Genomic DNA, 24,607 nt, shown 5'->3' with positions numbered 1-24,607 from the left:
TTATGCACAGCAGCTTAGTTGCATGGATCATGCGTGCCATTCCTTTCGGCACCATTATTATGTACGGCGCCTTGGGCGAAATTCTGACCGAGAAATCCGGCAACCTGAACCTGGGTGTGCCCGGTATTATGTATCTGGGCGGCTTTGCCGGGTTTGCCAGCGCCTGGGCGTACGAAAACAGCGTACCCAACCCCAACGGCGCGGTCAGCGTGCTGATTGCCCTGTTCTTTGCCATTGTGGCCTCGATGCTGGGCGGCCTGATCTACGCCTTTCTGACCATTTCGCTGCGCGCCAACCAGAACGTCACCGGCCTGGCGCTGACTACCTTCGGCATGGGTGTGGCCAACTTCTTCGGCGTGTTCATTCTGAACGGTGCCAGCTACTCCGCCGCCCCCGTTGCCAACAAGGCGTTTGCCGCCAAAATTCCCGTTCTGTCAGGTCTGGGCGATCTGGGCAGCACGGTGTTCAGCTATGGCTTTCTTGCCTATGCCGCCATCGTGCTGGCCATCGTGCTGCACTGGTTCCTGACGCGCACCCGCGCGGGTCTGAACCTGCGCGCCGTGGGCGAAAACCCCGCCACCGCCGACGCAGCGGGCATCAATGTCACGCTGTACAAGTATCTGGCGACCTGCATCGGCGCGGGCATCTGCGGCATCGGCGGTCTGTACTATGTGCTGGACTACAACCAGGGCATCTGGGCAACCACAGGCCAGATTGAGGCGCTGGGCTGGCTGGCTGTGGCGCTGGTCATCTTTACCACATGGAAGCCCCTCAACGCCATCTGGGGCGCGTATCTGTTCGGTATGCTGTACTGGCTGTACCAGTTCCTGCCCAGCCTGTTGGGCATCAAGATGGCCATCTATATGACCGACCTTGTGCAGATGCTGCCCTATGTGGTCACCATCGTGGTGCTGATCGTGGTATCCATGCACAAGAAAAAAGAGAACCAGCCTCCCGCCCATCTGGGTCTTGCCTACTTCCGCGAGGAACGCTGATTTCCCCAAAACCTATGCCTGCGGCTTTCCGTGGGCATTTTTTTGTTGCGCAGCGCGGGGGATGGTGCTATACTGGATATATACTGGGAAAGTTTGTGGAATTTTTTATAAGTAAAGAGGGGATCGCTGCTATGCAGCCGTTACAAAAAGAGAAGATTTTTACAAACCGCCAGCTGCTGACACTGCTCTGGCCGCTGATCATCGAACAGGCGCTGAACGTACTGGTCGGCATGGCGGACACGATGATGGTTTCCTCGGCAGGGGAGGCCGCCATCTCCGGCGTGTCGCTGGTCGATATGATCAACATGCTCATCATCACGGTGTTCGGCGCGCTGGCCACCGGCGGTGCCGTGGTCACCAGCCAGTATCTGGGCGCCAAAAAGCCGGAGGATGCCGCCCGCAGCGCCGGGCAGCTGGTGGGGTTAAGTGCTCTGCTGGGCAGCGGCGTGGCGGTGTTCTGCCTGCTGACCCGCGCCCCTATGCTGCGGTTGCTGTTCGGCACCATTGCCGACGACGTGATGCAGGCGGCGCTGTTGTACTTTACCATCACGGCGCTGTCCTTCCCGTTTTTGGCGCTGTACAATGCGGGTGCTGCCATTTTCCGCTCCACCGGCAACAGCGCCGTGTCGATGAAGGTTTCCTTCCTTGTCAACGCCATCAACTTTTGCGGCAACGCCTTCTGCGTGTTCGTGCTGAAAATGGGCGTGGCGGGCGTTGCCGTGCCGACGCTGATTTCCCGCGCCGTGGGTGCCATCGTCATTTTGCTGCTGGCGGCGCGCCCGGACTATGTTTTGCAGATCACGCCCTATTCCGTCACCCATTTGCAGCGCTCCACCGCCAAAAATATCCTGCGCATCGGGGTACCCTCGGCCTTTGAAAACAGCCTGTTCCAGCTGGGGCGCGTGCTGGTCGTGTCGATGATCTCGCTGTTCGGCACGGTGCATATTTCCGCCAACGCCGTGGCCAACAATCTGGACGGCGCGGGGTGCATCATCGGCAATGCGATGTGCCTTGCAATGATCACCGTTGTGGGGCGCTGTGTCGGTGCGCAGGATTTTGAGCAGTGCGTCCACTACACCAAAAAGCTGCTTTTGTGGGACTATGTCGCACAGGGGCTCAGCAACGCCGCCATTCTGCTGGCGCTGAACCCCATTTTGAATCTGTATACCCTGAGCGCCGAAACCCGCGCCCTGTCCGCCACGCTGGTTCTCATCCACTGCGGTATGGGCATTTTGCTCTGGCCCATCGGCTTTGTGCTGCCCAACGCCCTGCGTGCCGCCAACGATGTGCGCTTTACGATGCTGGTTTCCATCATCTCGATGCTGGTCTGGCGTATGGGCTTCAGCTGGGTGCTGTGCGTGCAGCTGGGCTGGGGCGCACTGGGCGTATGGTGGGCGATGATCGTGGACTGGGTCTGCCGTTCGATTTGCTTTATCGCCCGCTTTGCGAGCGGCGCGTGGAAAAAACAGGCTGCCCGCAAGCTGGCCGCCTGATTGTGGGAGGAACCTATGAAATTTATCAGCTGGAACGTCAACGGTCTGCGCGCCTGCCTGAAAAAGGGCTTTGAGGAGCAGTTCAATGCGCTGGACGCCGACTTTTTCTGCATACAGGAAACCAAGATGCAGCCCGGCCAGGCAGACTTTGCCCCCGCCGGCTACACCGAGTACATTTACAGTGCCGACAAAAAGGGCTACTCCGGCACGGCGATCTGGGCAAAAACGCCCGCCCTGTCGGTGCGCTACGGGCTGGAGCAGGACCTGCACAACCACGAGGGACGCGCCATCACGCTGGAATACCCCGATTTTTACCTTGTCAACCTCTATGTCCCCAACGCCCAGAACGAGCTGGCGCGCATCGACTACCGTATGCAGTGGGAGGACGACCTGCGCGCCTACCTGCAAAAGCTGGATGCCGACAAGCCGGTCATCGTCTGCGGGGATCTGAACGTTGCGCACGAGGATATCGACCTGAAAAACCCCGGCCCCAACCGCGGCGCGGCGGGCTTCAGCGATCAGGAGCGCGGCAAGCTCAACGAGCTGCTGGCTGCCGGCTTTACCGACAGCTTCCGCCATCTGCACCCCACCGATACCGGGATGTACAGCTGGTGGAGTATGCGCTTTCGCGCCAGAGAGCGCAACGCGGGTTGGCGCATTGACTATTTCCTTGTCAGCGACCGCCTTGCCGACAAAATTGAAAAGGCGGATATCCTGATGCCGATCTTGGGCAGCGACCATTGCCCCGTACTGCTGGAAATGCCGCTGTAAAAAAAATCAAAATAATATCCCCCGCGTTGCAAAAAACGGCGCGGGGGATTCGTATTCATATACAGAAGGCAACAAACAAAGGAGGTGTGGGGACTGACAAACGAAGAATTTACCGGGCTGATGCAGCAGTATCAACGGCTTGTCTACACCGTTTGCCTGCAATTTGTACATGACCCCCACACCGCCGAGGATCTGACGCAGGACACCTTCTTATCTGCGTTTTCCGCCATTGACCGATGCGAGCCGCAGTATTACAAGCAGTGGCTGGTGCGCGTGGCGGCCAACAAATGCAAGGATCACCTAAAAAGCGCGTGGGTGCGCAGGGTCGAGGCACCGGGTGACGACGCCATGCCGGAACCGTCCACATCCCCCGGCAGCGACAACGGCGACCCTGCCGAGCAGCTTGCCAACCGCGCGGGTGCCGAGGAACTGGCAGAGCTGGTACGCGCCCTGCGCGAGCCTTACGGGCGCATCGCCGTGCTGTATTTTTTGGAACATAAAGAAACCGCCGAGATTGCCGCGCTGGTGGGACGCCCGCCCGCCACGGTAAACAGCCAGCTATGGCGCGCCAAGAATCTTTTGCGGCAGCAAATTTTGGAAAGGAGACAGAGGGAATGAGCCTGTTTTTTGACAACAATAAACTCTTTGATGCCGAAGGGCATCTGACCGATGACGGCTTGTACGCCTTAAAGGACGGCACACTGGATGACCTTGGCGCTTTGGAAGCTGCCGAGCATCTGACCTTCTGCGATTATTGCTTACTGCGCTACACGGCGCTGATCGACGCCGCGCCGGAGTGCTTAAAAACCCCCATGCGCGACCTGATCCCGCAGGTGCAAAATCTGATGCGCCTGCGCCGGTTCCGCATTATGACAAACCGCTATGTTTCCACTGCCGCCGCCGTGGCGCTGGCCTTTATGATGTGGCGCTGCATTTCCATCGGTGCGGTGGACATCACCGTGCCGCAGCTGAACCAGGCAACCGAGCCACGCCCCAGCTTTGGGCAGACCGTCAGCACTGTGGTGGGGGGCTTTTACAAAAGCCTTGACAACGCTTGCCGGGATTTCACCCTTGTCGCACAAAGCGGCATTGACCAATTAAAAACACAGAACGGCAGCACGACTGCCCAGGGGGACTGATTCTATGAAAAAGAACGCATTACTGACCTTTATTTTTGCCTGCATCCCCGGCGCGGGGCAGATGTACTACGGCTATATGCAGCGCGGGCTGGCGATCGTTTCGTTGTTTGGCGTCTGTTTTATGGTAGGTACCATCTTTGACCCCTTTATCATTACGCTGCTGATCCTCTGGATGTACAGCTTTTTTGACACCTACGACCTGATCCGCCACCTTGCCGCCGGGGAGCCGAAGGAGGACAGCCTGCTGCTGCTCGGCAATTGGAAAGACTGCAAGGAGCTGATTCCCCAACACAACAAGCTGCTGGGCTGGGGGCTGATCATCATCGGCGGCTGGGCAATGTATGACACGGTCATTTCCAACTGGCTGGCGAACATCCTGAATCGCCTGTTCGACGACTACGGTATAGTGTACAGCATCATCCACGGCATCCCCAATGTGTTTATCGCCGTGCTTCTGATTGCCGCCGGTTTCAAGCTGCTGGGGCTGCACCCGGCAGCACCTGCAGCCAAAAACGACCTGCCGCCGTTCCCCGGCGAGGACGACCACGAATAAGGAGGACTTTGCACAATGGAAGAAATCAAGACTGCGGCTCCCGCACAGGAACCGCCTAAAAAAGTGCGCCGTGTCGGCACCGTTGCCTTTGCCCTGCTGCTGATCGCGTCCGGCTTTTTGCTGATTGCCCAGCAGTTCCTGCCGAACTTTGACCTGCTGTATGTGTTCCGCTTTGCGCCCGCTTTGCTGATTTTGCTGGGCATCGAGGTGCTGATTTACGGCACCAACACCAAGGTACAGATGAAATTTGACTGGCTTGCCATTGTCGGCAGCGCCGTAACCCTTTGCATTGTGGGCGCTGCCACGCTGGCGCCGTATGTCTGGCAGTATATGGGACCTGCCAACGCAGCTGCCGAGAATGCATACGAGCACCGCTTTACCGATGGGCTGTACAACGCCATGAACGATGACCCCGCCCTGAAAAGCCACGTCAGCAGCCTGTTTGTGTCGGTATCGCTGAACCACTACGGCGACAACACCCTGCAGGAGGGTGACAATGTGTACGCCGAAGCCTGCCTCGGCAATACCTACTACGCAACCGCCGAGGACTTTGCCGCCGACTGCCTGCGCATCTATCAGGCTGCGAAAAAGGCGGATATACCCGTGCGCGACTACTCCTTTTACACCGATACCGACCGCAGCAACACAGCGCGCGGCTATAGGTTGGACTTCCTTGCCAGCCAGGCGGAGGCTCTGACCGCCGCCGAGTTGGCAAATCAAGTCGACGAAACCTACTACTATAACGGCGTCATCTACGGTACGCTGGAGGAACGCCTTGACGCCGAGCGCGCGGATACCGACGAAATCGCGAACGATGCGTTTGCCCCCGAAACAGAGGAAACCGCCCCGCTGGAACCCGCCCCCGCCGAGGAACCCGCTCCTGCCGAGGAGCCCGCCCCCGCCGAGGAACCCACCGAGGAACCCACCGAGGACATCGCCGCCAGCGAGCAGACCTATAACGGTTAAACCCGCCGAGAAAGCCTTCCCCCGCAGGGGGAAGGTGGCGCGGAACGCGCCGGATGAGGGGCAACTGTCCAGCAGGCACCCCCTCATCAGTCACCTGCGGTGACAGCTTCCCCCAAAGGGGGAAGCCATAAATACCTGCTTTGACAAACAAAAGCCACCCTTTCGGGTGGCTTTTTTCGTATCTGCGTAGTTATTCCTGATGCGCCTGCAGGGCGGCGAGCAGCGGCGGGATCAGCTGCTTCTTGCGGCTGACGACCCCCGGCAGCACCGCCATACCGTCCTTGACCTCCACATGGAAGGCATCCCGAACGATCTCCTCGGCGTCAAAACCAAACACCATCAAATCGGTGCTTTGGGTTTTCATATCGGTGAACATATAGAAAATCAGCGGCAGCCCCTCGCGGCGGCTTGCCTCCGGCAGGAAGGGACGCACCAGCGCTTCAGCGGCGGCGCGGGAATTGTCGGTCATGTAAATCGACTGTCCTACGCCGAATTTTACATCGCCGCGGCTGAACGCCTTAAAGTCCGAGCGGAAAACATCCTCGGCATCGCGGCCTGTCAGGTCAGCCCCTGCCTCAAACATCTGCTCGGCATAAACGGGGATATCCTCGCCCGCCAGCTCCGCCAACGCCTTGGCGGTCGCTTCGTCCAAAAGGGTCGAGGTGGGGGAACGGAACATCAGCGTATCGCTCAAAATCGCGCTCAGCAAAAGCCCGGCGACCTGCTTGGTGGGCGTAACGCCCTGTTCCTTGTACATCTGGTACAAAATCGTGGCAGTGCAGCCCACAGGCACATTGCGGAAATACACAGGCCCGATGGTTTCCAGGCTGCCGATGCGGTGATGGTCGATAATCTCCAGAATCTCCGCCTGCTCCAGCCCGTCCACGGCCTGGGTGCGCTCGTTGTGATCCACCAGAATGACCTGCTTGCGGTGTACGTTCAGCAGGTTACGGCGGCTGATGACACCGCAGTACTTGCCGTTTTCGTCCAGAATGGGGAAGTAGCGGTGGCGCACGCTGGCCATGACCTTCTGCGCGTCCTCCACGGGCGTGTTTACGCTGAACTTCAGCAGGCGGTTGGTGCGCATAAAGTGGCGCACGGGCGCGGCAGTCGTCACCAGACGGCTGGCGGCGTAGGTGTCGTAAGGCGTGGTCAGAATGTAGCAGCCCTTTTCCTTGGCGCGCGCCACAATGGTGCGGGGCACGGCAGAGCCGCAGCAGACGATCAGCGCCGCCGCGCCGCAGTCAATGGCGCACATCTGGGTTTCGTACCGGTTGGATACCAGCACCAGATCGCCGGGCTTGACCAGCTCCTCCATAATTTCGGGGCTGGTGCCGATGCAGATATTGCCTTTCGTGATGCGGGCGTCCTTATCGCCCACCAGCAGCTCGGCGTCCAGCGTTTCCAGCAGATTGGTCAGCGGGGTGTTGGCGGCAGCCAGAACACCCGTGTCCAGCAATTCCATGTTGGCATCGGCAATATCCTTGATGGTGATAAGCCCCTGCAGCTCGTCGCTTTCGTCGGTGATGCAAAGGGTGTCGATCTCCACCTCGCGCATCAGGTTCCATGCCGCGCGCACGCTCATCTCGCCTTGGATGCCGGGCTGCGTGCGGATGTCAATGTCCTTGATCTGCGGGCTGATATCGGTGCAAAGGCGCGGGGCGTCCACGCCGAAATGCTGCAAAGCAAACTTGGTTTCGCGGTTGACGTGCCCGGCGCGGCGGGCCTCATACAGCCCGGTAAAGCTGCCGCCGTTTTTCAGCCAAGCGTAAGCCAGCGCCGAGCAGATGGAGTCCGTATCCGGATTCTGGTGCCCGATGATGTTAATATGGCGCGGTGCGGTCTTGGGCATAACTTTCCAACTCCTAAAATCAGAATAATTTTCAACTTTTTTATTATACCACACATTTTTTCAATTTGCGATTCTTGACAAATACCATTTTATATCGTAAAATAAAAGGGTATGTGAATACAGGGGCAATGCCCCTTTGGATATGGCTTTTTCACAAGAAGGGAACGTATATGATTCAGGAAAATCTTCGTAACGTCGCCATCATTGCGCACGTTGACCACGGCAAGACCACGCTGGTTGACCAGATGCTGAAGCAGTCCGGCGCTTTCCGCGCCAACCAGCAGGTTGCCGAGCGTGTTATGGACTCCGGCGATATCGAGCGCGAGCGCGGCATTACCATTCTCGCCAAGAACTGCTCTTGCACCTACGAGGGCGTCAAGATCAACATCGTTGACACCCCGGGCCACGCCGACTTTGGCGGCGAGGTCGAGCGCGTGCTGAAGATGGTCAACGGCGTTCTGCTGCTGGTTGACGCAGCCGAGGGCTGCATGCCCCAGACCCGTTTTGTTTTGCAGAAGGCTCTGCAGCAGAACCTGTCTCTGGTCATCGCCGTCAACAAGATCGACCGCCCCGACGCCCGCATTGCCGAGGTCATCGACGAGATCCTTGAACTGCTGATGGATCTGGGCGCTACCGACGAACAGCTCGACAGCCCGATGGTTTTCTGCTCCGGCCGTAACGGCACCGCCAGCTACGACTGGACTGATCCTTCCTCCGGCACCGACCTCAAGCCCCTTTTCGATACCATCCTCAAGTACGTTCAGCCGCCGGAGGGCGAGCCTGACGAACCGCTGCAGATGCTCTGCTCCAGCGTGGACTACAACGACTTCGTCGGCCGTATGGGCGTGGGCCGTGTGCAGAACGGCGTCATCAAGGTCGGCTCCGCCATCCAGGTGTGCGACTGGCACAACCCCGATGTGCATATGAGCGGCCGTATCACCAAGCTGTTTGACTTCAAGGCCAACGGCCGTGAGCCCATCGAGAGCGCCCAGGCAGGCGATATCGTCGCCTTTGCCGGTCTGCCCGATATTTCCATCGGCAACACCATCTGCGATCCAAGCAAGGTGCAGCCGCTGCCGTTTGTTAAGATCAACGATCCTACGGTTGAAATGACCTTCTCTGTCAACGATTCTCCGTTCGCCGGCAAGGAGGGCAAGTATGTCACCTCCCGCCAGATCCGTGACCGCCTGATGCGCGAGCTGCTGAAGGACGTCGCCCTGAAGGTCGAGGACTCTGCCACCAACGATTCTTTCCGTGTCATGGGCCGCGGCGAAATGCACCTGTCCATCCTGATCGAGACCATGCGCCGCGAAGGCTACGAGCTGCAGGTCAGCCCCCCGCACGTTCTGACCCACGAGGAGGACGGCAAGGTCATGGAGCCTATGGAGCGCGTTGTCATCGACGTGCCCGAGGTCTACCAGGGCAATGTCATGACTGCCCTCGGCGCCCGCAAGGCCATCCTGATGAACATGCAGATGATGAACAGCCGTTCCCGCATCGAGTTCCGTATGCCCAGCCGCGGCCTGTTCGGCTATCGCAGCCAGTTCCTGACCGACACCCACGGTGAGGGCATTATGAACACCATCTTTGACGGCTACGAGGAATGGTGCGGCGATATCCAGACCCGTTCCACCGGCTCTCTGATCAGCTTTGACACCGGCGACGCCGTGACCTACGGTCTGTTCAACGCGCAGCAGCGCGGCACCCTGCTGGTCAACGCCGGCGAAAAGGTCTATGCCGGCGAGGTCGTTGGCTGCACCCCGACGGGCGAGGACATCACCGTCAACGTCTGCAAGACCAAGCACCTGACCAATACCCGTGCTTCCGGTTCCGACGACGCGCTGCGTCTGGTACCCATCAGCAAGCTCAGCCTGGAGGGCTGTCTGGAGTTCCTGGCCCCCGACGAGCTGCTGGAAGTCACCCCCGAAAACCTGCGCATCCGCAAGCGCATTCTGGATCACGACCTGCGTATGAAGGCCGCCAGCAAAAAGAATAAGGGCTGATAAGCCATAAAAACACCCCTGCGCCGATAAACGGCGCAGGGGTTTTTGGTTGTATGGGGCGTAAAAGGGGGGTTATCCCTCGTCCTTTTGGCGGCATTTGGGGCAAAGGTAGTGGATGGTCAGCGCGTAGCTGCGCACCTCGGTGCCGATGGCGTTCTCAATTTCGCGCAAAAGCCCCACCACCGGCAAATCGGCAAGGTCGCCGCAGCCGTCGCACAAAAGATGCCCGTGGGGTACGGGGTTAAAGTCGTATCGATCGGGGCCGTCGGGCATTTCCAAGTGACCGATCTGGTTGTCCAGCTCCATCAATTTGAGATTGCGATACACCGTGCCGCGGGCAATGCGGGGCATCTGCTCCCGCGCGCGGGCAAAAATCTCATCGGCGGTCAGGTGGTTGGGGCATTCCTGCCGCATAATATCCAAAATCAATGTCCGTTGACGGGTCATGGCGTTCTCCTTGTAAATAAGAATCTTTCCTAAATTTAAGTGTATAGGAATCTTATTGTCTTGTCAAGTCCTGTACTGTATAAATTACAAATAATGTCGCGGCGGGGCAGGGGAGAAAAAGAAACTGAAAAAACGCTTGACAAGCCCCGCAGCGTATGGTATATTCTTGGTGTTAGTTATTACTAACCGCTGATTTGCTCTGCCGCACACCATAGTTTTGCTCCCTGTGGTGTGCGGATTTCTCGCCATTTGAGTTAGGTATGCCTAACTTTAATACATAGAATAAGGAGATGTCCTATGTCCGCAAGCCGCCGCAGCTTTGCCTTTGACCTTGCCACCCTGTGCGCCCCCACCTTGGCGGGGCTAAAACCCGCCAGCCTGTTCCGCTACCAGCCCGGGGCAGGGCAGGACGGCGGCTCCATGGCCGCCGCATGGCATACAGCCCTGTGTGACCGCGGTGTCGCGGTTCGGGTGCTGAAGGCGTGCCCGCGCACGGGTGCGGTGCTGGTGTATGTTTACCGCCCCGCACAGATCGATACCCTGCTGAAAAACCGCGATGTTCTGCAATTTCTGCAAAGCGAGGGCTACCGCCCCGGCACGACGGACGAGCTGCTGGCACAGCTTTCGCAGCGGCTTTGCTGTGAGGAAGATTTCCCCCATGAGATCGGCATCTTCTTGGGCTATCCGCTGGCCGATGTGGTGGGTTTCATCCAAAACCGCGGGCAAAATTTCACCGCCTGCGGTCACTGGAAGGTTTACACCGACCCTGCCGCCGCGCAGCAGCAGTTCGCGCGCTACAAAAAATGCGAAACTATTTACGCCCGCTGTTACAGGCGCGGCACGCCCATTCGGCGGCTGACCGTGGCTGCCTGATTATAGCAACACCGCATTGCCTTAGAAAGGAGGCGCTGCCTTTATGCGCATACCGTATCCCAACCCGTGGCATCGGGTGTTTGCCAAGCCCGCCTTTTGGGCGGCGCTGCTGATTTTGGCTGCCGCCTTTGCGGCTTCCCGCGTGTTTTAGGCAGGGCGTACGTCAATTTGGCAGGCGGTTAGTCAAAAATAACTGTGCAGAATTCTGAATTTTGGTTATTTTAGGCTAACCGCTTGACTTTATAAGTTAGTCGTGCTAAACTGACATCGTTAAGCGGTTAGAGCGTTCTAACCGCAATGCTTTGCGCCGTATGTTAGGCAGTGCTAACGCGCGGCAGAGGGGAGTGTGCCTATGCCTTTAACAATGGCAAAATCCGGCGAAACCGTCACCATCGTCCGGATCACCGGCAAGGACGAGGTTCGCCTGCATCTGGCAGAGCTGGGCTTTGTGGTGGGGGAGGTCATCACCGTTGTCAGTGAGATCGGCGGCAGCCTTATTTTGCAGGTCAAGGAAGCCCGCATCGCACTGGACCGCACGATGGCGACCCGCATCATCGTACAGTGAACGCAACGAGGAGGAATTTGTATGAAAACACTCAAGGATCTCAAGGTCGGCGAAACCGCCGTTGTCAAGCGCCTGCACGGCGAAGGTCCCGTCAAGCGCCGCATTATGGATATGGGGCTGACCAAGGGCGTTGCCGTGCATCTGCGCAAGGTTGCCCCTTTGGGCGACCCGATGGAGCTGACCGTGCGCAACTATGAGCTCAGCATCCGCAAGGCGGACGCCGAAATGGTAGAAGTAGAGGAGTAAACGAAAGGGGAACGAAGGTATGGCCATTAAAATTGCACTGGCAGGCAACCCGAACTGCGGTAAAACCACCCTGTTCAACAGCCTGACCGGCTCAAACCAGTACGTCGGCAACTGGCCCGGCGTCACCGTAGAAAAGAAGGAAGGCAAGCTGAAGGGACACGAGGATGTCATCATTCAGGACCTGCCCGGCATCTACTCGCTGTCGCCCTACACGCTGGAGGAGGTCGTCGCCCGCGGCTACCTCGTCAGCGAAAAGCCCGACGCCATCCTGAACATCATCGACGGCACCAACATCGAGCGCAACCTCTACCTGACCACCCAGCTGATCGAGCTGGGGATTCCTGTGGTCATGGCGGTGAATATGATCGATCTGGTGCGCAAAAACGGCGACAAGATTGACCTGCACAAACTCAGCAAGGAACTGGGCTGCGCCGCCGTGGAGATCAGCGCCTTAAAGGGTGAGGGCTGCCGCGAGGCCGCTGAGAAGACGGTTGCCGCTGCCAAGGCTGCCCGCAGCGGCGAACTGCCCCACGTTTTCACCGGCAGCGTGGAACACGCCATCGCCCATATCGAGGAATCCATCCAAGGCAAGGTCGATGCACGTTTTCTGCGCTGGTACGCCGTAAAGCTGTTTGAGCGCGACGAAAAAGTGCAGGAAGAGCTGGCACTGGACAAGGAGCTGCTCGCCCACATTGAGCAGCACATCGCCGACTGCGAAGCCGAGATGGACGACGATGCCGAGAGCATCATCACCAACCAGCGCTACGCCTACATCAGCACCGTGGTCAGCAAGTCGGTCAAAAAGAAGCCCCGCACCGAAAACCTGACCGTGTCTGACAAGGTGGACCGCGTTGTCACCAACCGTATTTTTGCGCTGCCCATCTTTGCGGTGGTCATGTTCCTGATGTACTCGCTGTCGATGGGCACCTCGATTGCCGACGGCGGCTGGTCGATCGGCACCTTTGCCACCGACTGGACCAACGATATCCTGTTTGGCGAGATCGTTCCCAATGCGCTGGGCGGTCTTTTGGAGAGCATCGGCATTGCCGACTGGCTGTACGGGCTGATCATGGACGGCATTGTCGCCGGTGTCGGCGCGGTTCTGGGCTTTGTGCCGCAGATGCTGGTTCTGTTCTTCCTGCTGTCCATTCTGGAGGACATCGGTTATATGGCGCGTGTCGCCTTTATTATGGACCGCATCTTCCGCAAATTCGGTCTGTCCGGCAAGAGCTTTATCCCCATGCTGGTCGGTACCGGCTGCGGCGTTCCCGGTGTTATGGCGTCCCGTACCATCGAGAACGAGCGTGACCGCCGTATGACCATTATGACCACCTGCTTCATTCCCTGCGGCGCCAAGATGCCCATCATCGGCTTGTTTGCCGGTGCGCTGTTCGGCGGCAGCACTTGGGTTGCCACCTCGGCCTACTTTATCGGCTTTGCCGCCATTGTCATTTCCGGCATTATCCTGAAAAAGACCAAGCTGTTTGCCGGTGACCCCGCCCCCTTTGTTATGGAGCTGCCTGCCTACCACATCCCCGCGTGGGGCAACGTGCTGCGCGCCACTTGGGAGCGCGGCTGGTCCTTCATCAAGCGCGCCGGTACCGTGATTCTGGCATCCACCATCATTCTGTGGTTCCTGCAGGGCTTCGGCTTTGAGAACGGCGCCTTCGGCATGGTCGAGGATCAGGATAACTCTGTGCTGGCCGCCATTGCGGGCTGCATCTCCTGGATCTTTATCCCCTTGGGCTTCGGCGATTGGCGCGCTACCGTTGCGTCCATCTCCGGTCTGATCGCCAAGGAGAACGTGGTCGGCACCTTCGGTGTTCTGTACCACTACGCGGGCGAGCTGTCCGACAACGGCGACGAGATCTGGCCCGAGGTTGCCGCCAACTTTACCGCCATCTCCGCTTACAGCTTTATGATCTTCAACCTGCTGTGCGCGCCCTGCTTTGCCGCTATGGGTGCCATCAAGCGCGAGATGAACAACGGCAAGTGGACGGCGGTCGCCATCGGCTATATGTGCCTGCTGGCGTACTGCGCAGCACTGGTCGTCTACCAGATCGGCGGTCTTATCACCGGCGAGATCGGCTTCAATGTCTTTACCGTCGTTGCGGCTGCTTTGGTGGCGCTGGTTCTGTACCTTTTGTTCCGCCCCAACAAGTATGAAAACGTGAAGGGATGAGCTTTTATGATGTCGTTTCTGGCTGCCAATTTCAACCTGCCCACCGTGATCGTGGCCGCTATCGTGTTCGGCGGCGTGGGCTGGCTGTTGTACCGCACGCGCAAGTCCGGCGGCTCCTGCGGGGGCTGCAGCGGCGGATGCCACGACTGTGACGGACACTGCTGCCACAGCGGCAAATAAACGCATAGGCGCGGGGCATTTGCCCCGCGCCTTTTTGTGTTCTTGTGCCGGTTTGCCTTGCAAAAAAAGCCCCGCCGTGGTATGATAGAACTACTATAAGTAAAGGGGGATGCCGCCTTGAAGATACACGAATCTGCCGAGGATTATCTGGAACAGATCCTGATGCTCAAAGAGCAGAAAGGCTCCGTGCGCTCCATCGACATTGCCGTGGCCATGGGCTTTTCCAAGCCGAGCGTCAGCATTGCCATGAAAAACCTGCGCGAGAACGGCTATATTTCGGTGGATGCCGACGGCTTCATTACGCTGGAGGAACCGGGTCTGGAGATTGCCCGCCGCATCTATGACCGCCACCGCAAGCTGACTGCCTTTTTTGTGGCGCTGGGTGTTGACCCGGACATTGCCGCCCACGATGCCTGCAAGATCGAGCATGATTTAAGTGACGAAACCTACAGCAAGATGATTGCCTTTGCCGAGCAGTACAAGCAGTGACACAGCGACAAAACGCGCCCCGCATCGAAACGATGCGGGGCGCGTTATTTATTGCTGCATTTCCTTGCAGACGGAACGAATGATATCCCGTTCCGCAAAGGGCGTTTTCACGCCGTTGATCAGCTGGTAATCCTCGTGTCCCTTGCCGGCAAACAGCACAATGTCGCCGGGCCGCGTCATGGTCACCGCCTCGCGGATAGCCTCGGCGCGGTCCACCACAATTTTGTAGGGTGCCCCCGGTGCCATATGCTGCGCAATTTCCGCCGTGATGGCGGCGGGGTCCTCGTGGTCGGGGTTGTCGCTGGTCAGGATGCTGAAATCTGCATAGGCAGAGGATGCCTCCGCCAGCTCGCGGCGGCGCAGCTGGGTGCGCTCGCCCACCGAGCCGAACACGCAGATCAGCTTACGGGGCGCATACGCCCGCAGCGTCTTTAGGGCGCTGGTCAGCGACAGCCCGTTGTGGGAGTAATCGACAATAAAGGTGCGGCCGGGCAGCCCCTCGACCACCTCAAAGCGTCCCTGCACCGTTGTGTGCGCCAGCACGGCGGCACAGCGGTCGGGCGCCACGCCAAAGGCGCCGCACAGGGCAATGGCGCACAGCGCGTCCGACGCGCTGAACGCGCCGGGGCTCATCACCTGCACGGGGGTCGTCTTGCCGCCGTGGCGGCAGGTGAAGGTCACGCCCAAGGCGGTTTCGCTGCGGTACTGCCCCAAGCCTTCGGCGCGGTAGTCGGCAGCGCGGTCAATGCCAAAGCTGACCTGCTGCCCCGCAAAGCCCTGCCGCATATAATCGGAGGTATCGTCGTCGGCGTTATAGACCATCACGCGGGCGTTGTATTCGGCAAACAGGCGGCGCTTGGCGGCCTTGTAGTCGGCAAAATCGGGGTGTTCGCCGGGGCCGATGTGATCCTCAGACAGATTGGTGAACGCCACCACCTCAAAGGGTACGCCGTCCACGCGGTTGTGGCGCAGCGCCTGGCTGCTGACCTCCAGCACACAGTGGTGTACCCCGGCATCCAGCATTTTGCGGAACAAGCGGTGCAGTTCCAGACTTTCCGGCGTGGTGTTGGCGGTTGCCTCATGCTCACCGGCAATGTTCACGCCGTTGGAGCCGATGTAGGCGCAGGGCAGCCCCGATTCCGACAAAATCGCTGCCGTCAGCAGCGCCGTGGTCGTCTTGCCCTTGGTGCCGGTAATGCCGATCAGATGCAGCTGCTCGGCGGGGTTGCTGTAAAAATCGGCACCGATCACCGCCAGCGCGGCGCGGGTGTCGGGGGTCAAAATCTGCACGGCATCGGCGGGCAAATTTACCGTATGCTCGCACAAAAAGGCGCGGCAGCCGTTATCATAGGCGCTTTGGGCGTAGGTGTGACCGTCCGCCCAAGCCCCGACAAGGCAGACAAACAGCGTGCCTGCCTTCGCCTTGCGGGAATCGTACACGATAGCCGCGATTTCCGCATCGGACTCCCCCGTGTGAGGGATCCGAGTGATAAAGTCATTTAGCTTCATAGAACATCCCTTTTTCAGATACAGACAGCCCGTGCCGCCCGATCAGTTTTGACCCGGCTTGGGGTAATAGGTCTTGAACTTCTTGAACTGGCGGCGCAGCTGCTCCAGCACGCAGGCGTAGCGCACAGGGTTCCAGCGCAGGTCGGGGGCGTACAGCAGCGAGCATTTTTCTTTTCCGGCTGCCTTCAGCGCCTTCGCCTTGCGGACAAGGGCGGGGTCCTCGGTGTAGGTAAAGGCCACCTGTGCGGGCACATGGTGCCAGAACACCTCGTTGCGGTTCAAAACGCAGTCGTCGCCGTTGTCGTCCCATTTTTCTACGACCAGACGGGCAAGGTTCATGCCGCCTGCGGTGACGTAATAGTTGCTGCGGCCTTGGCGCAGGTTGATTTCAAACACGCGGAAATCGCCCGGCTCGTCGCTGCACTTGATGTCAAAGTTGGAAAAACCCGTGTAGTGGCAGGCCTCCAGCATTTGGCGGATGTTTTCCACCAGCGGCAGGGCGGCGGTGTCCTCGGTCACGATGGCGGCGTGGTTGCCCAAGCCGTGGGGGGTGTGTTCCTCGATCATCGTGTGTCCCAAACACATGGCGCGAACCTTGCCGCTTTTGTCGGAGAAAGCGGTCAGCACGCGCATATGGTCGTCGCCGCCCGGCACCATCTTTTGCAGCAGCATCTTGTCGGGGTAGCCGCTGGCGTAGACGGTGCGCACGATCTCGGCGGCTTCGTCGGCGGAATGGGCAGTGTAGACCTTTTTCATGCTGTCAAAGGGGAATTTCCAGTAATCCACGCTGGAACTGGGCTTGACGATCAGGGGGTAGCCAAAGCCCAGCTTTTCCTCGCTCAATTCGGCAGCGTCCACGGGCGCGGTCAGCACCTTGGTGGCGGGGTAGGGGATGCCGAACTTGTCGCAGACCTCGTAAAACTCGGCCTTTTTCTGCACGGTGGTGTACAGATCGGCGGCGGGGCCGGGGGCAATATACTCCGGCAGCTCCGCCTTGCGGCGGATGATCATGGCGGCGTAATCGTCGGTGCAGCCGAACAGGTACAGCCGCTTACCGGTATGCTGTGCGGCAAAGTCCTTTAATATGCGCATCATCGTGGTTTCGTTGTCCATATCCGGCACAGTGGTAAAGTGGACAATGCGGGAATACTTGGTCGGTGCCATGGGGTAGCGGCCAAAGGCGTAGCTTTCTACGCCGTAAGCCTCGTGAAAGGCGCGGGCAAAGTTATAGCAGTTTAAATCGGCGCCCAGAAATACAGGTACGATATCGGACATTTGCGGAAACATCTCCCCATCAAAAATTCAAATTTTTCTTTTATCCTGCCACGTCGCAAACTTACGCATCGAACTTTTCAAAGAACTGTTCGTGCCATGTCAGGAAGGTCAGCGCCGTCCAGACCTTGCGGCGGTTGTGCTTGGGGTCTGCCAAAAGCGCCAGCAGCTTATCCTGGTCAAAGTACTCGGCGGCGACGTCGCTCTCAAATTTTGCACGCACCTTGGCGGAAAATTCCGGGTCCTCCAGCCATTTGGCGATCGGCACGGGGAAGCCCTTCTTGGTGCGGTTTGCCCAGGCATCGGGCAGGGTCTTGTTGGCGGCGGTGCGCAGCACGGCCTTGGTGTCGCCGCGCAGCTTGTAGCTTACGGGGTAGGTTTCTGCCTCGCGCAGCACCTCGCGGTCAAGATACGGCACGCGCAGCTCCAAAGAATGCGCCATACTCATCTTATCCGCCTTCAGCAGGATATCGCCGGGCAGCCACAGGTTCAGATCCAGATACTGCTTTTTCTCCAGCTCGCTCAGATCCTTGACGCGGTCATAGATGGGCGCTGCCACCTCGCGCGCGGTGGGACCCACGCGGTATTTGGGCTTTAAGATGTCATACGCTTCTTTTTCGTCAAAGACCAGCGCCTGACCGATAAACCAATCCTCCGGTCTGCCGCTGCCCTTGATGATAAAGTCGTGTCCCTTAAAATAGGGCAGCTGCTGGCTGATATCGCTGGCAATATGGCGCAGCCCGGCGGGCAGACGCTTGTATTTTTTCATCAGGTCGGTGTCGGCGTACCATTCGTACCCGGCGTAAATTTCGTCCGCGCCCTCGCCCGAAAGCACCACCGTGACATGCTGCTTGGCCAGCTGGCACAGGAAATACAGCGGCACGCTGGACGGGTTGGACTGCGGCTCATCCATATGGTACTGGATGTCGGCAAATGCCTCCAGACACTGCTCCTTGGTCAGCATATTGCGGTAATTGCGGATGCCCAGCTTTTGGCTCAGCTCGGCAGCCTCGGTGGTTTCGTCAAATTTGTGGGTGCCGTCGGGGCTTTCAAAGCCGACGGAGAAGGTTTCGTTGGGCATCAGGCAAGCGGTGATATAGCTGGAATCCACGCCGCCGGACAAAAACGACCCCACCTTGACATCGCTGATGCGGTGGGCAGCCACGCTCTCGCGCACGCGGGCGTCGATCTCGTCGGCAGCCTGCTCGTAGGTCAGCGACGTCTTGCGGCGGAAATCGGCGTCCCAGTAGCGCTCGATGTGCATCGTGCCGTTTTCAAAGGTGAACCAGTGCGCGGGGGGCAGCTTGTAGGTGCCCTTAAAGAAGGTTTCGTTCATGGCGCTGTACTGGAAGGTCAGGTAGGAGCGCAGGGCTTCGGGGTTGACCTCACGGCGGAAACCCGGATGCTCCAGCAGGCTCTTGATCTCGCTGCCAAACAAAAGCTCGCCCGCCTCGGTTTTGGTATAATAGAACGGTTTAATGCCAAAAATATCCCGTGCACCGTACATTTTGTTGGTCTTGGTGTCCCACACAACAAAGGCGAACATCCCGCGCAGCTTGGCGGCCAGCGCGGTGCCGTATTCCTCATACCCGTGCAGGATGACCTCGGTATCGCAGTGGGTGGTAAAGATATGCCCCTTGGCCTGCAGCTCGGTGCGCAGCTGCATAAAGTTGTAAATTTCGCCGTTGAACACCACCACCACGGTGCCGTCCTCGTTATACATCGGCTGCTTACCGGCGGCCAGGTCGATGATGCTCAACCGACGAAAGCCCAGCGCCACAGCCGTCTGCGGGGTGTCGCCGCTGAGGTGGTACCCCTCCATATCCGGACCGCGGTGAATGATGCGATCCGCCATTTTATGCAAGATGGCCTCGCGCTCGGCACGCAGCCCGGTAAAGCCTACAAATCCACACATAGTTTTTATCCTCTCTATGCAAGTAACACAGTTATACATTTTTATATTACCACAACTGCCCGCAAAATAAAAGCCTTATGCACAAATTTGGCAGTTTTGGGGGCAAATTCCCTATAAAACGGTATGGATTTGCCGAAATTTCATTTTGGGGGTTGCATTTCCTATCGAATTGGTATAGTATAATTCATAGAAATTCACTGGGTTATAAAACCCCGTTCACAATAAGGAGGCTTTTCTATGAACAGCGCATTGCTGCAAGTCAAGGATTTACAGGTCACAGTGGGGGAGGAGCACAAGGTCCTTCTGGACGGTGTTGACCTTACGGTAAACGCAGGGGAGGTCCATGTTCTCATGGGCCACAACGGGGCGGGCAAATCCACCCTGATGAGCGCCCTGATGGGCGACCCGCGCTACACCGTGACCCGCGGGCAGATTGTGTTCCGCGGGCAGGATGTCACCCACGAGCCTGCCGATGTCCGCGCGCGGCTGGGAATGTTCCTGTCCTTCCAGACGCCGGAGGAGATCCCCGGCATCACGCTGGAAAATTTCCTGCGCACCGCCCAAGGCGCCGTGACCGGGCAGCCCGTCAAGGTGATGGCGTTCCGGCATGAGCTGGCGCGGCAGATGCAGGCGCTGCAGATCGACCCCGCCTACGCCGACCGCTACCTGAACGTCGGGTTTTCCGGCGGCGAAAAGAAAAAGGCCGAGATGCTGCAGCTGCTGATGCTCAAGCCCAAGCTCGCCCTGCTGGACGAGACCGACTCCGGCCTGGATGTGGACGCCGTCAAGACCGTTGCCGCGGGGGTGCGCGCCTACCACAACGCCGATAACGCGCTGCTCATCATCACCCACAACGCCAAAATTCTGGAGGAACTGACCGTGGATTTCGTCCACGTTCTGGACGATGCCCGCATTGTGCGCACCGGCAGCGGCGCACTGGTCAACGAAATTTTGCAGGAGGGCTTTGCCTCGGTAAAGGGGGACGCCGCAAAATGAGGGCTTACGAAACCGAAAAAACCAACGTTGCCGCCGTGGACCGCAGCATCTACGACATCAAGGACGCCGCCAACGCCGCGTTTGAGGTCGGCTCCGGTCTGACGCCGGAGATCGTAGAGCAGATTTCTGCCGAAAAGCACGACCCCGCCTGGATGCGGGACTTCCGCCTGCAATCCCTGCAAATCTACGACCGCACCCCCGTGCAAAACTGGGGACCGGACATCAGCGGACTGGATATGCGCAACATCGTGACGTATGTGCGCCCCAACACGGCCATGCAGGGCAAATGGAGCGATGTCCCCGCCGACATCAAAAACACCTTTGAGCGTCTGGGCATCCCGCAGGCAGAGCGCTCGGGGCTGGCGGGCGTGGGCGCACAGTATGATTCCGAGGTCGTCTACCACAACGTCCGTGCTGAGGTCGCCGCGCAGGGCGTTGTCTACACCGATATGGAAAGCGCCCTGCAGGGCGAATATGCCGAGCTGGTCCGTACCCATTTTATGAAGCTGGTCCCGCCCACAGACCACAAGTTTGCGGCGCTGCACGGCGCGGTGTGGAGCGGCGGCAGCTTTGTGTATGTCCCTGCGGGTGTGCATGTGGAAATCCCGCTGCAGTCGTATTTCCGGCTCAACGCGCCCGGCGCCGGGCAGTTTGAGCATACGCTGATCATTGTGGAAAAGGGCGCTTACCTGCATTTTATCGAGGGCTGCTCCGCCCCCAAATACAATGTTGCCAACCTGCACGCCGGCTGCGTGGAAATTTACGTCGGCGAAAACGCCCGTGTGCGGTATTCGACCATTGAAAACTGGTCCAAAAATATGTACAACCTCAACACCAAACGCGCCAAGGTCGCGGCGGGCGGCACCATCGAGTGGGTGTCCGGCTCCTTCGGCTCGCACACCTCCTGCCTGTACCCCATGAGCATCCTGCAGGGCGATGGCGCGCGGATGGAATTTACCGGCATCACCTTTGCCGGGGCCGGGCAGGAGCTGGACACCGGCGCCAAGGTGGTACACGCCGCGCCGCACACCACCAGCCATATTTCCACCAAGAGTCTGGCGCGTGACGGCGGCATCTCGAACTTCCGTTCCAGCGTTGTCGTGCTGCCGAACGCCGAGGGCAGCAGATCGAGCGTCAGCTGCGAATCGCTGATGCTGGATGACCGCTCGCGCTCCGACACCATCCCCGAGATGGACATCCGCTGCGACAAGGTCGATGTCGGGCACGAGGCAAAGATCGGGCGCATCAGCGAGGATGCCATCTTTTACCTGATGAGCCGCGGCATCTCGGAGGAGGACGCCCGTGCGCTGATCGTAGGCGGCTTTGCCGAGCCGATCGCCAAGGAACTGCCTCTGGAATACGCCGTCGAGATGAACAACCTGATCCATCTGGAAATGAAGGGCAGTATCGGCTAAGGCTGCCGCAACATAGGATTGTATAGGTGATTTTTATGAACACAACACTCAACCGCCTGCCGGTACCCACATGGAATCGGCTTGGCGTGAACACTGCCCCTGCGGCGGCCGCACTGCCCGCCGCACCGATCGGCGGCGTGAACACAGCGCAGGTCGCTGAAAGCCCGCTGCCGACAGGGGTCTGCACCGCCGCGCCGGATTTTGCTGATTTTGCAGCCAGCGGCGTCGGTTCCGATGCTGACGCATGGATACTGCAAAGCGCAAATTTTGTGCGCCATATCGCGGTAAACGAAACCGTATCCGCACCGCTTATCTATGAAACCACGCTGGACGATGCCCACCCGGCAGCCGTTGGCTACCTGACCGTGGACGCCGCCGCCCACACCCGCCTGACCGTTGTGCAGGTTCTGCGCGGCGATGCCGAAAACGGCGCCGCTGCCCAGCTGACCCGTATTCGGGCAGGGGAGGGGGCCGTGGTAACGCTGGTGCAGGTGCAGCTGCTGGGCGCCCGCGCCCGCCGCTGGAATGCCGTCGCCGTCGAAACCGCCCAAGGCGGCAGGGTCGAGCAGGTGCGGCTGGAACTGGGCGGCGCGCTGACCGTGTGCGGCACACGCACCCTTCTGCACCGCCGTCAAGGCTCTTATGAACTGACCGCCGCCTACTGCGGCAGCGGCAAACAACTGTTGGATTTCAACGATGTCAGCGTACACACCGCAAAGGACACCGTTTGCGAGATGCACACCGCCGGTGTGCTGGCGGGTGAGGCGGATAAAATTCTGCGCGGCACCGTGGATTTCAAGCGCGGCGCCGTGAACGGCATCGGCCACGAAAGTGAGGACGTGCTGCTGTTCAGCCCGCATGTGCGCAACCGCACCGCGCCGCTGATCCTCTGCGGCGAAGAACGGGTCGAGGGGCAGCACGCCGCCAGCGTCGGGCGTCTGGACGACGCCAAGCTGTACTATCTGCGCTCACGCGGGCTGAGCGCCGCACAGGCGCGCCGCCTGATGGTGGACGCCCGCTTTGCCCCCGCCATTGAAAAACTGCCCGACGAGGCACTGCGGCAGGAGGTACGCCACTTTGTGGCAGAAAGGCTGGATGCGTATGAACCCTTGGATCGCTGATTTTCCGATTTTGGCGGCGGATGAAAACGGCAATCGCCTTGTCTATCTGGACAGCGCCGCCACCACCCAGCACCCCACCCAGGTGCTGGACGCTGTGGCAGACTACTACCGCCGCGACAACGCCAACCCCCACCGCGGTGTGTATGAGCTGGCGATGCGTGCCACCGATGCGCACGAAAATGCACGCCATACCGTGGCAAAATTCTTCAACGCGCAGGACGACGAGATTGTCTTTACCCAAAACACCACCGAATCGCTCAATCTGGTTGCTTACAGCTACGGGCTGCATTTTCTGCACGCAGGGGATGAGATCGTCCTCTCTGTGGCGGAGCATCACTCCAATCTGGTGCCGTGGCAGCGGGTCGCCGCCGCTACGGGGGCTAAACTTGTGTACCTGTACCCCGATGAGGGCGGGCACCTGACCGAGCAGGAGCTGGACAAAAAAATCACCGACCGCACAAAACTTGTCGCTGTGGCGATGGTTTCCAACGTACTGGGGCTGCGCGCCCCCGTGGAAAGCATCGTGCGGCGCGCCCACGCCGTGGGGGCGGTGGTCGTGCTGGACTGCGCCCAAAGCGCACCGCACGTTCCCGTGGACGTCAAGGCGCTGGACGTGGATTTTGCCGCCTGCTCGGCCCACAAGCTGTACGCACCCATGGGCGTGGGGGCGCTGTACGCTAAGCGGGAACTTTTGGACAAAATGCCCCCGTTTTTAAGCGGCGGCGATATGATTGCCGCCGTACACGAGCAGACCGCCACCTACGCCGAGGGACCGCGCAAATTTGAGGCGGGCACCCGCAACGTGGGCGGCGAGGTCGGCTTTGCCGCCGCGCTGGACTACATGACCGCCATCGGCTGGCAGACCCTGCAGCAGCACGAGCACGCCCTGCTCAAGCAAATGCTGGACGGTATGCGCGCCCTGCCGTGGCTGACCGTCTACGGCGAGCCGACCGCCGATGCCCGCTACGGCGTGGTCAGCTTCAACGTGCGGGACGTACACCCCCACGACGTCGCCACCATTCTGGATGCAGGCGGCGTGGCGGTGCGTGCGGGGCATCACTGCGCCCAGCCGCTTATGGAATACCTCGGCATCGGCAGCTGCTGCCGCGCCAGCGTTGCCCTGTACAACACCCCGCAGGACATTGACGCACTGCTGCAAAATCTGGAAAACGTCAGAAAGGTGATGGGCTTGTGAACCTGAACGAACTGTACACCCAAATTATAACCGAAAACAGCCGCAGCACCGCCAACCGCCACCCCGTGGCGGGGGCGACCCACAGCCTGGAGGGGGTCAACCCCAGCTGCGGCGACGACATCACCCTGCAATTGCGCATTGCCGACGGCGTCATTCAGGACGCAGGATTTATCGGCAGCGGCTGCGCCATCTCGCAGGCGTCGGCATCGCTGATGATCGACCTTGTCAAGGGGCGCAAGGTGACCGATGCCAAGCGGCTGATCGGGCTGTATTTCCAAATGATAAAAGGAAAAATCACCCCCGAGGAACTTGACGAATTGGAGGATGCCGCCGCCTTGCAGGGCATCGCCCATGTGCCCGCCCGCGTAAAATGCGCCGTATTGGCATGGCACACCTTGGAGGAAGTTCTGGATAAAGCATCGTAACAGCG

At 59.3% G+C, this 24,607-nt stretch carries 24 protein-coding genes; 18 read left to right on the top strand and 6 right to left on the bottom strand.

The window, feature by feature from the left end:
• Positions 1-2: 2 nt before the first annotated feature.
• The 5 genes from Q0I19_RS00950 to Q0I19_RS00930 all read left to right on the top strand — a co-directional run bounded on the left by Q0I19_RS00950 (position 3) and on the right by Q0I19_RS00930 (position 4,398).
• Entirely contained in the window at positions 3-995 is a 993-nt protein-coding gene (locus Q0I19_RS00950) for an ABC transporter permease (protein ID WP_294759483.1), read from the top strand.
• 131 nt (positions 996-1,126) lie between these two features.
• Positions 1,127-2,488: an MATE family efflux transporter gene (locus tag Q0I19_RS00945; RefSeq protein ID WP_294759481.1), complete on the top strand. Its 1,362-nt coding sequence runs from the start codon at positions 1,127-1,129 to the stop codon at positions 2,486-2,488.
• 15 nt (positions 2,489-2,503) lie between these two features.
• On the top strand, positions 2,504-3,259 hold the full coding sequence (locus Q0I19_RS00940) for an exodeoxyribonuclease III (RefSeq protein ID WP_294759480.1): 756 nt from the start codon (positions 2,504-2,506) through the stop codon (positions 3,257-3,259).
• A gap of 84 nt (positions 3,260-3,343) precedes the next feature.
• Complete coding sequence (locus tag Q0I19_RS00935) at positions 3,344-3,877, top strand: sigma-70 family RNA polymerase sigma factor (protein ID WP_294759479.1); 534 nt, start codon at positions 3,344-3,346, stop codon at positions 3,875-3,877.
• Positions 3,874-4,398 (top strand): hypothetical protein, encoded by a 525-nt coding sequence (locus tag Q0I19_RS00930; protein ID WP_294759477.1) that lies wholly within the window; start codon positions 3,874-3,876, stop codon positions 4,396-4,398. Before Q0I19_RS00935 ends, Q0I19_RS00930 begins: the two co-directional genes overlap by 4 nt.
• 396 nt (positions 4,399-4,794) lie before the next feature.
• On the opposite strand, the gene Q0I19_RS11440 is transcribed toward Q0I19_RS00930, so the two are convergent.
• A complete protein-coding gene (locus Q0I19_RS11440) occupies positions 4,795-5,031 on the bottom strand; it encodes a twin-arginine translocation signal domain-containing protein (protein ID WP_366012149.1) in 237 nt (78 codons plus the stop codon).
• On the opposite strand from Q0I19_RS11440, the gene Q0I19_RS00920 reads away from it, so the two are divergent.
• Positions 4,967-5,917 (top strand): hypothetical protein, encoded by a 951-nt coding sequence (locus Q0I19_RS00920; RefSeq protein WP_294759474.1) that lies wholly within the window; start codon positions 4,967-4,969, stop codon positions 5,915-5,917. The two genes, Q0I19_RS11440 and Q0I19_RS00920, sit on opposite strands and share 65 nt — an antisense overlap.
• Positions 5,918-6,107: 190 nt before the next feature.
• On the opposite strand, the gene Q0I19_RS00915 is transcribed toward Q0I19_RS00920, so the two are convergent.
• Positions 6,108-7,769 (bottom strand): putative manganese-dependent inorganic diphosphatase, encoded by a 1,662-nt coding sequence (locus Q0I19_RS00915; protein WP_294759472.1) that lies wholly within the window; start codon positions 7,767-7,769, stop codon positions 6,108-6,110.
• Between the two features lie 170 nt (positions 7,770-7,939).
• Here Q0I19_RS00915 and typA point away from each other — a divergent pair, with 170 nt between their 5' ends.
• A complete protein-coding gene (gene typA, locus Q0I19_RS00910; RefSeq protein ID WP_294759470.1) occupies positions 7,940-9,772 on the top strand; it encodes a translational GTPase TypA in 1,833 nt (610 codons plus the stop codon).
• Positions 9,773-9,844: 72 nt separating this feature from the next.
• Here the strand turns inward: typA and Q0I19_RS00905 are convergent, their stop codons facing one another.
• Complete coding sequence (locus tag Q0I19_RS00905; RefSeq protein ID WP_294759468.1) at positions 9,845-10,219, bottom strand: Fur family transcriptional regulator; 375 nt, start codon at positions 10,217-10,219, stop codon at positions 9,845-9,847.
• A 297-nt stretch (positions 10,220-10,516) separates the two neighbouring features.
• On the opposite strand from Q0I19_RS00905, the gene Q0I19_RS00900 reads away from it, so the two are divergent.
• The 6 genes from Q0I19_RS00900 (at position 10,517) to Q0I19_RS00875 (ending at position 14,754) form a co-directional block, all read left to right on the top strand.
• On the top strand, positions 10,517-11,092 hold the full coding sequence (locus tag Q0I19_RS00900; protein ID WP_294759467.1) for a DUF3793 family protein: 576 nt from the start codon (positions 10,517-10,519) through the stop codon (positions 11,090-11,092).
• Between the two features lie 352 nt (positions 11,093-11,444).
• Positions 11,445-11,657 (top strand): FeoA family protein, encoded by a 213-nt coding sequence (locus tag Q0I19_RS00895; protein ID WP_294759465.1) that lies wholly within the window; start codon positions 11,445-11,447, stop codon positions 11,655-11,657.
• 21 nt (positions 11,658-11,678) lie between these two features.
• Positions 11,679-11,903 (top strand): FeoA family protein, encoded by a 225-nt coding sequence (locus Q0I19_RS00890; RefSeq protein WP_294759462.1) that lies wholly within the window; start codon positions 11,679-11,681, stop codon positions 11,901-11,903.
• A gap of 19 nt (positions 11,904-11,922) precedes the next feature.
• A complete protein-coding gene (feoB, locus tag Q0I19_RS00885) occupies positions 11,923-14,085 on the top strand; it encodes a ferrous iron transport protein B (RefSeq protein ID WP_294759461.1) in 2,163 nt (720 codons plus the stop codon).
• Between the two features lie 6 nt (positions 14,086-14,091).
• Positions 14,092-14,265 carry a FeoB-associated Cys-rich membrane protein gene (locus Q0I19_RS00880; protein ID WP_294759460.1) on the top strand — a complete coding sequence of 58 codons (174 nt, stop codon included), beginning with the start codon at positions 14,092-14,094 and terminating at the stop codon, positions 14,263-14,265.
• A 117-nt stretch (positions 14,266-14,382) separates the two neighbouring features.
• Positions 14,383-14,754 carry a metal-dependent transcriptional regulator gene (locus Q0I19_RS00875; RefSeq protein WP_294759459.1) on the top strand — a complete coding sequence of 124 codons (372 nt, stop codon included), beginning with the start codon at positions 14,383-14,385 and terminating at the stop codon, positions 14,752-14,754.
• A gap of 48 nt (positions 14,755-14,802) precedes the next feature.
• On the opposite strand, the gene Q0I19_RS00870 is transcribed toward Q0I19_RS00875, so the two are convergent.
• From Q0I19_RS00870 to asnB, 3 genes are all read right to left on the bottom strand, one after another.
• Positions 14,803-16,263: a UDP-N-acetylmuramoyl-L-alanyl-D-glutamate--2,6-diaminopimelate ligase gene (locus Q0I19_RS00870; protein WP_294759457.1), complete on the bottom strand. Its 1,461-nt coding sequence runs from the start codon at positions 16,261-16,263 to the stop codon at positions 14,803-14,805.
• A 42-nt stretch (positions 16,264-16,305) separates the two neighbouring features.
• Positions 16,306-17,538, bottom strand: coding sequence for an ATP-grasp domain-containing protein (locus Q0I19_RS00865; protein WP_294759455.1), 1,233 nt, complete (start codon positions 17,536-17,538; stop codon positions 16,306-16,308).
• 61 nt (positions 17,539-17,599) lie between these two features.
• Entirely contained in the window at positions 17,600-19,450 is a 1,851-nt protein-coding gene (gene asnB, locus Q0I19_RS00860; protein WP_294759454.1) for an asparagine synthase (glutamine-hydrolyzing), read from the bottom strand.
• 237 nt (positions 19,451-19,687) lie between these two features.
• Here asnB and sufC point away from each other — a divergent pair, with 237 nt between their 5' ends.
• From sufC to sufU, 5 genes are read left to right on the top strand one after another with little or no spacing between them, the layout of a single operon-like run.
• Positions 19,688-20,446: a Fe-S cluster assembly ATPase SufC gene (gene sufC, locus Q0I19_RS00855; RefSeq protein WP_294759453.1), complete on the top strand. Its 759-nt coding sequence runs from the start codon at positions 19,688-19,690 to the stop codon at positions 20,444-20,446.
• A complete protein-coding gene (gene sufB / locus Q0I19_RS00850; protein WP_294759451.1) occupies positions 20,443-21,861 on the top strand; it encodes a Fe-S cluster assembly protein SufB in 1,419 nt (472 codons plus the stop codon). Before sufC ends, sufB begins: the two co-directional genes overlap by 4 nt.
• A gap of 35 nt (positions 21,862-21,896) precedes the next feature.
• The gene (locus Q0I19_RS00845) at positions 21,897-22,982 is read left to right on the top strand and encodes a SufD family Fe-S cluster assembly protein (protein WP_294759450.1); all 1,086 of its coding nucleotides are present in this window, start codon (positions 21,897-21,899) and stop codon (positions 22,980-22,982) included.
• Entirely contained in the window at positions 22,957-24,177 is a 1,221-nt protein-coding gene (locus tag Q0I19_RS00840; RefSeq protein WP_294759621.1) for a cysteine desulfurase, read from the top strand. Before Q0I19_RS00845 ends, Q0I19_RS00840 begins: the two co-directional genes overlap by 26 nt.
• Positions 24,174-24,602, top strand: a complete 429-nt coding sequence (gene sufU / locus Q0I19_RS00835) for a Fe-S cluster assembly sulfur transfer protein SufU (RefSeq protein ID WP_294759449.1) — start codon at positions 24,174-24,176, stop codon at positions 24,600-24,602. Before Q0I19_RS00840 ends, sufU begins: the two co-directional genes overlap by 4 nt.
• Positions 24,603-24,607 lie beyond the last annotated feature (5 nt).

It is taken from the genome of uncultured Gemmiger sp. (assembly GCF_934561205.1).
In the GTDB taxonomy this organism is placed as follows: Bacteria; Bacillota; Clostridia; order Oscillospirales; family Ruminococcaceae; genus Gemmiger.
The sequence above is the reverse complement of the archived record's forward strand: the minus strand, read 5'-3'. Positions and strand labels throughout refer to the sequence as shown.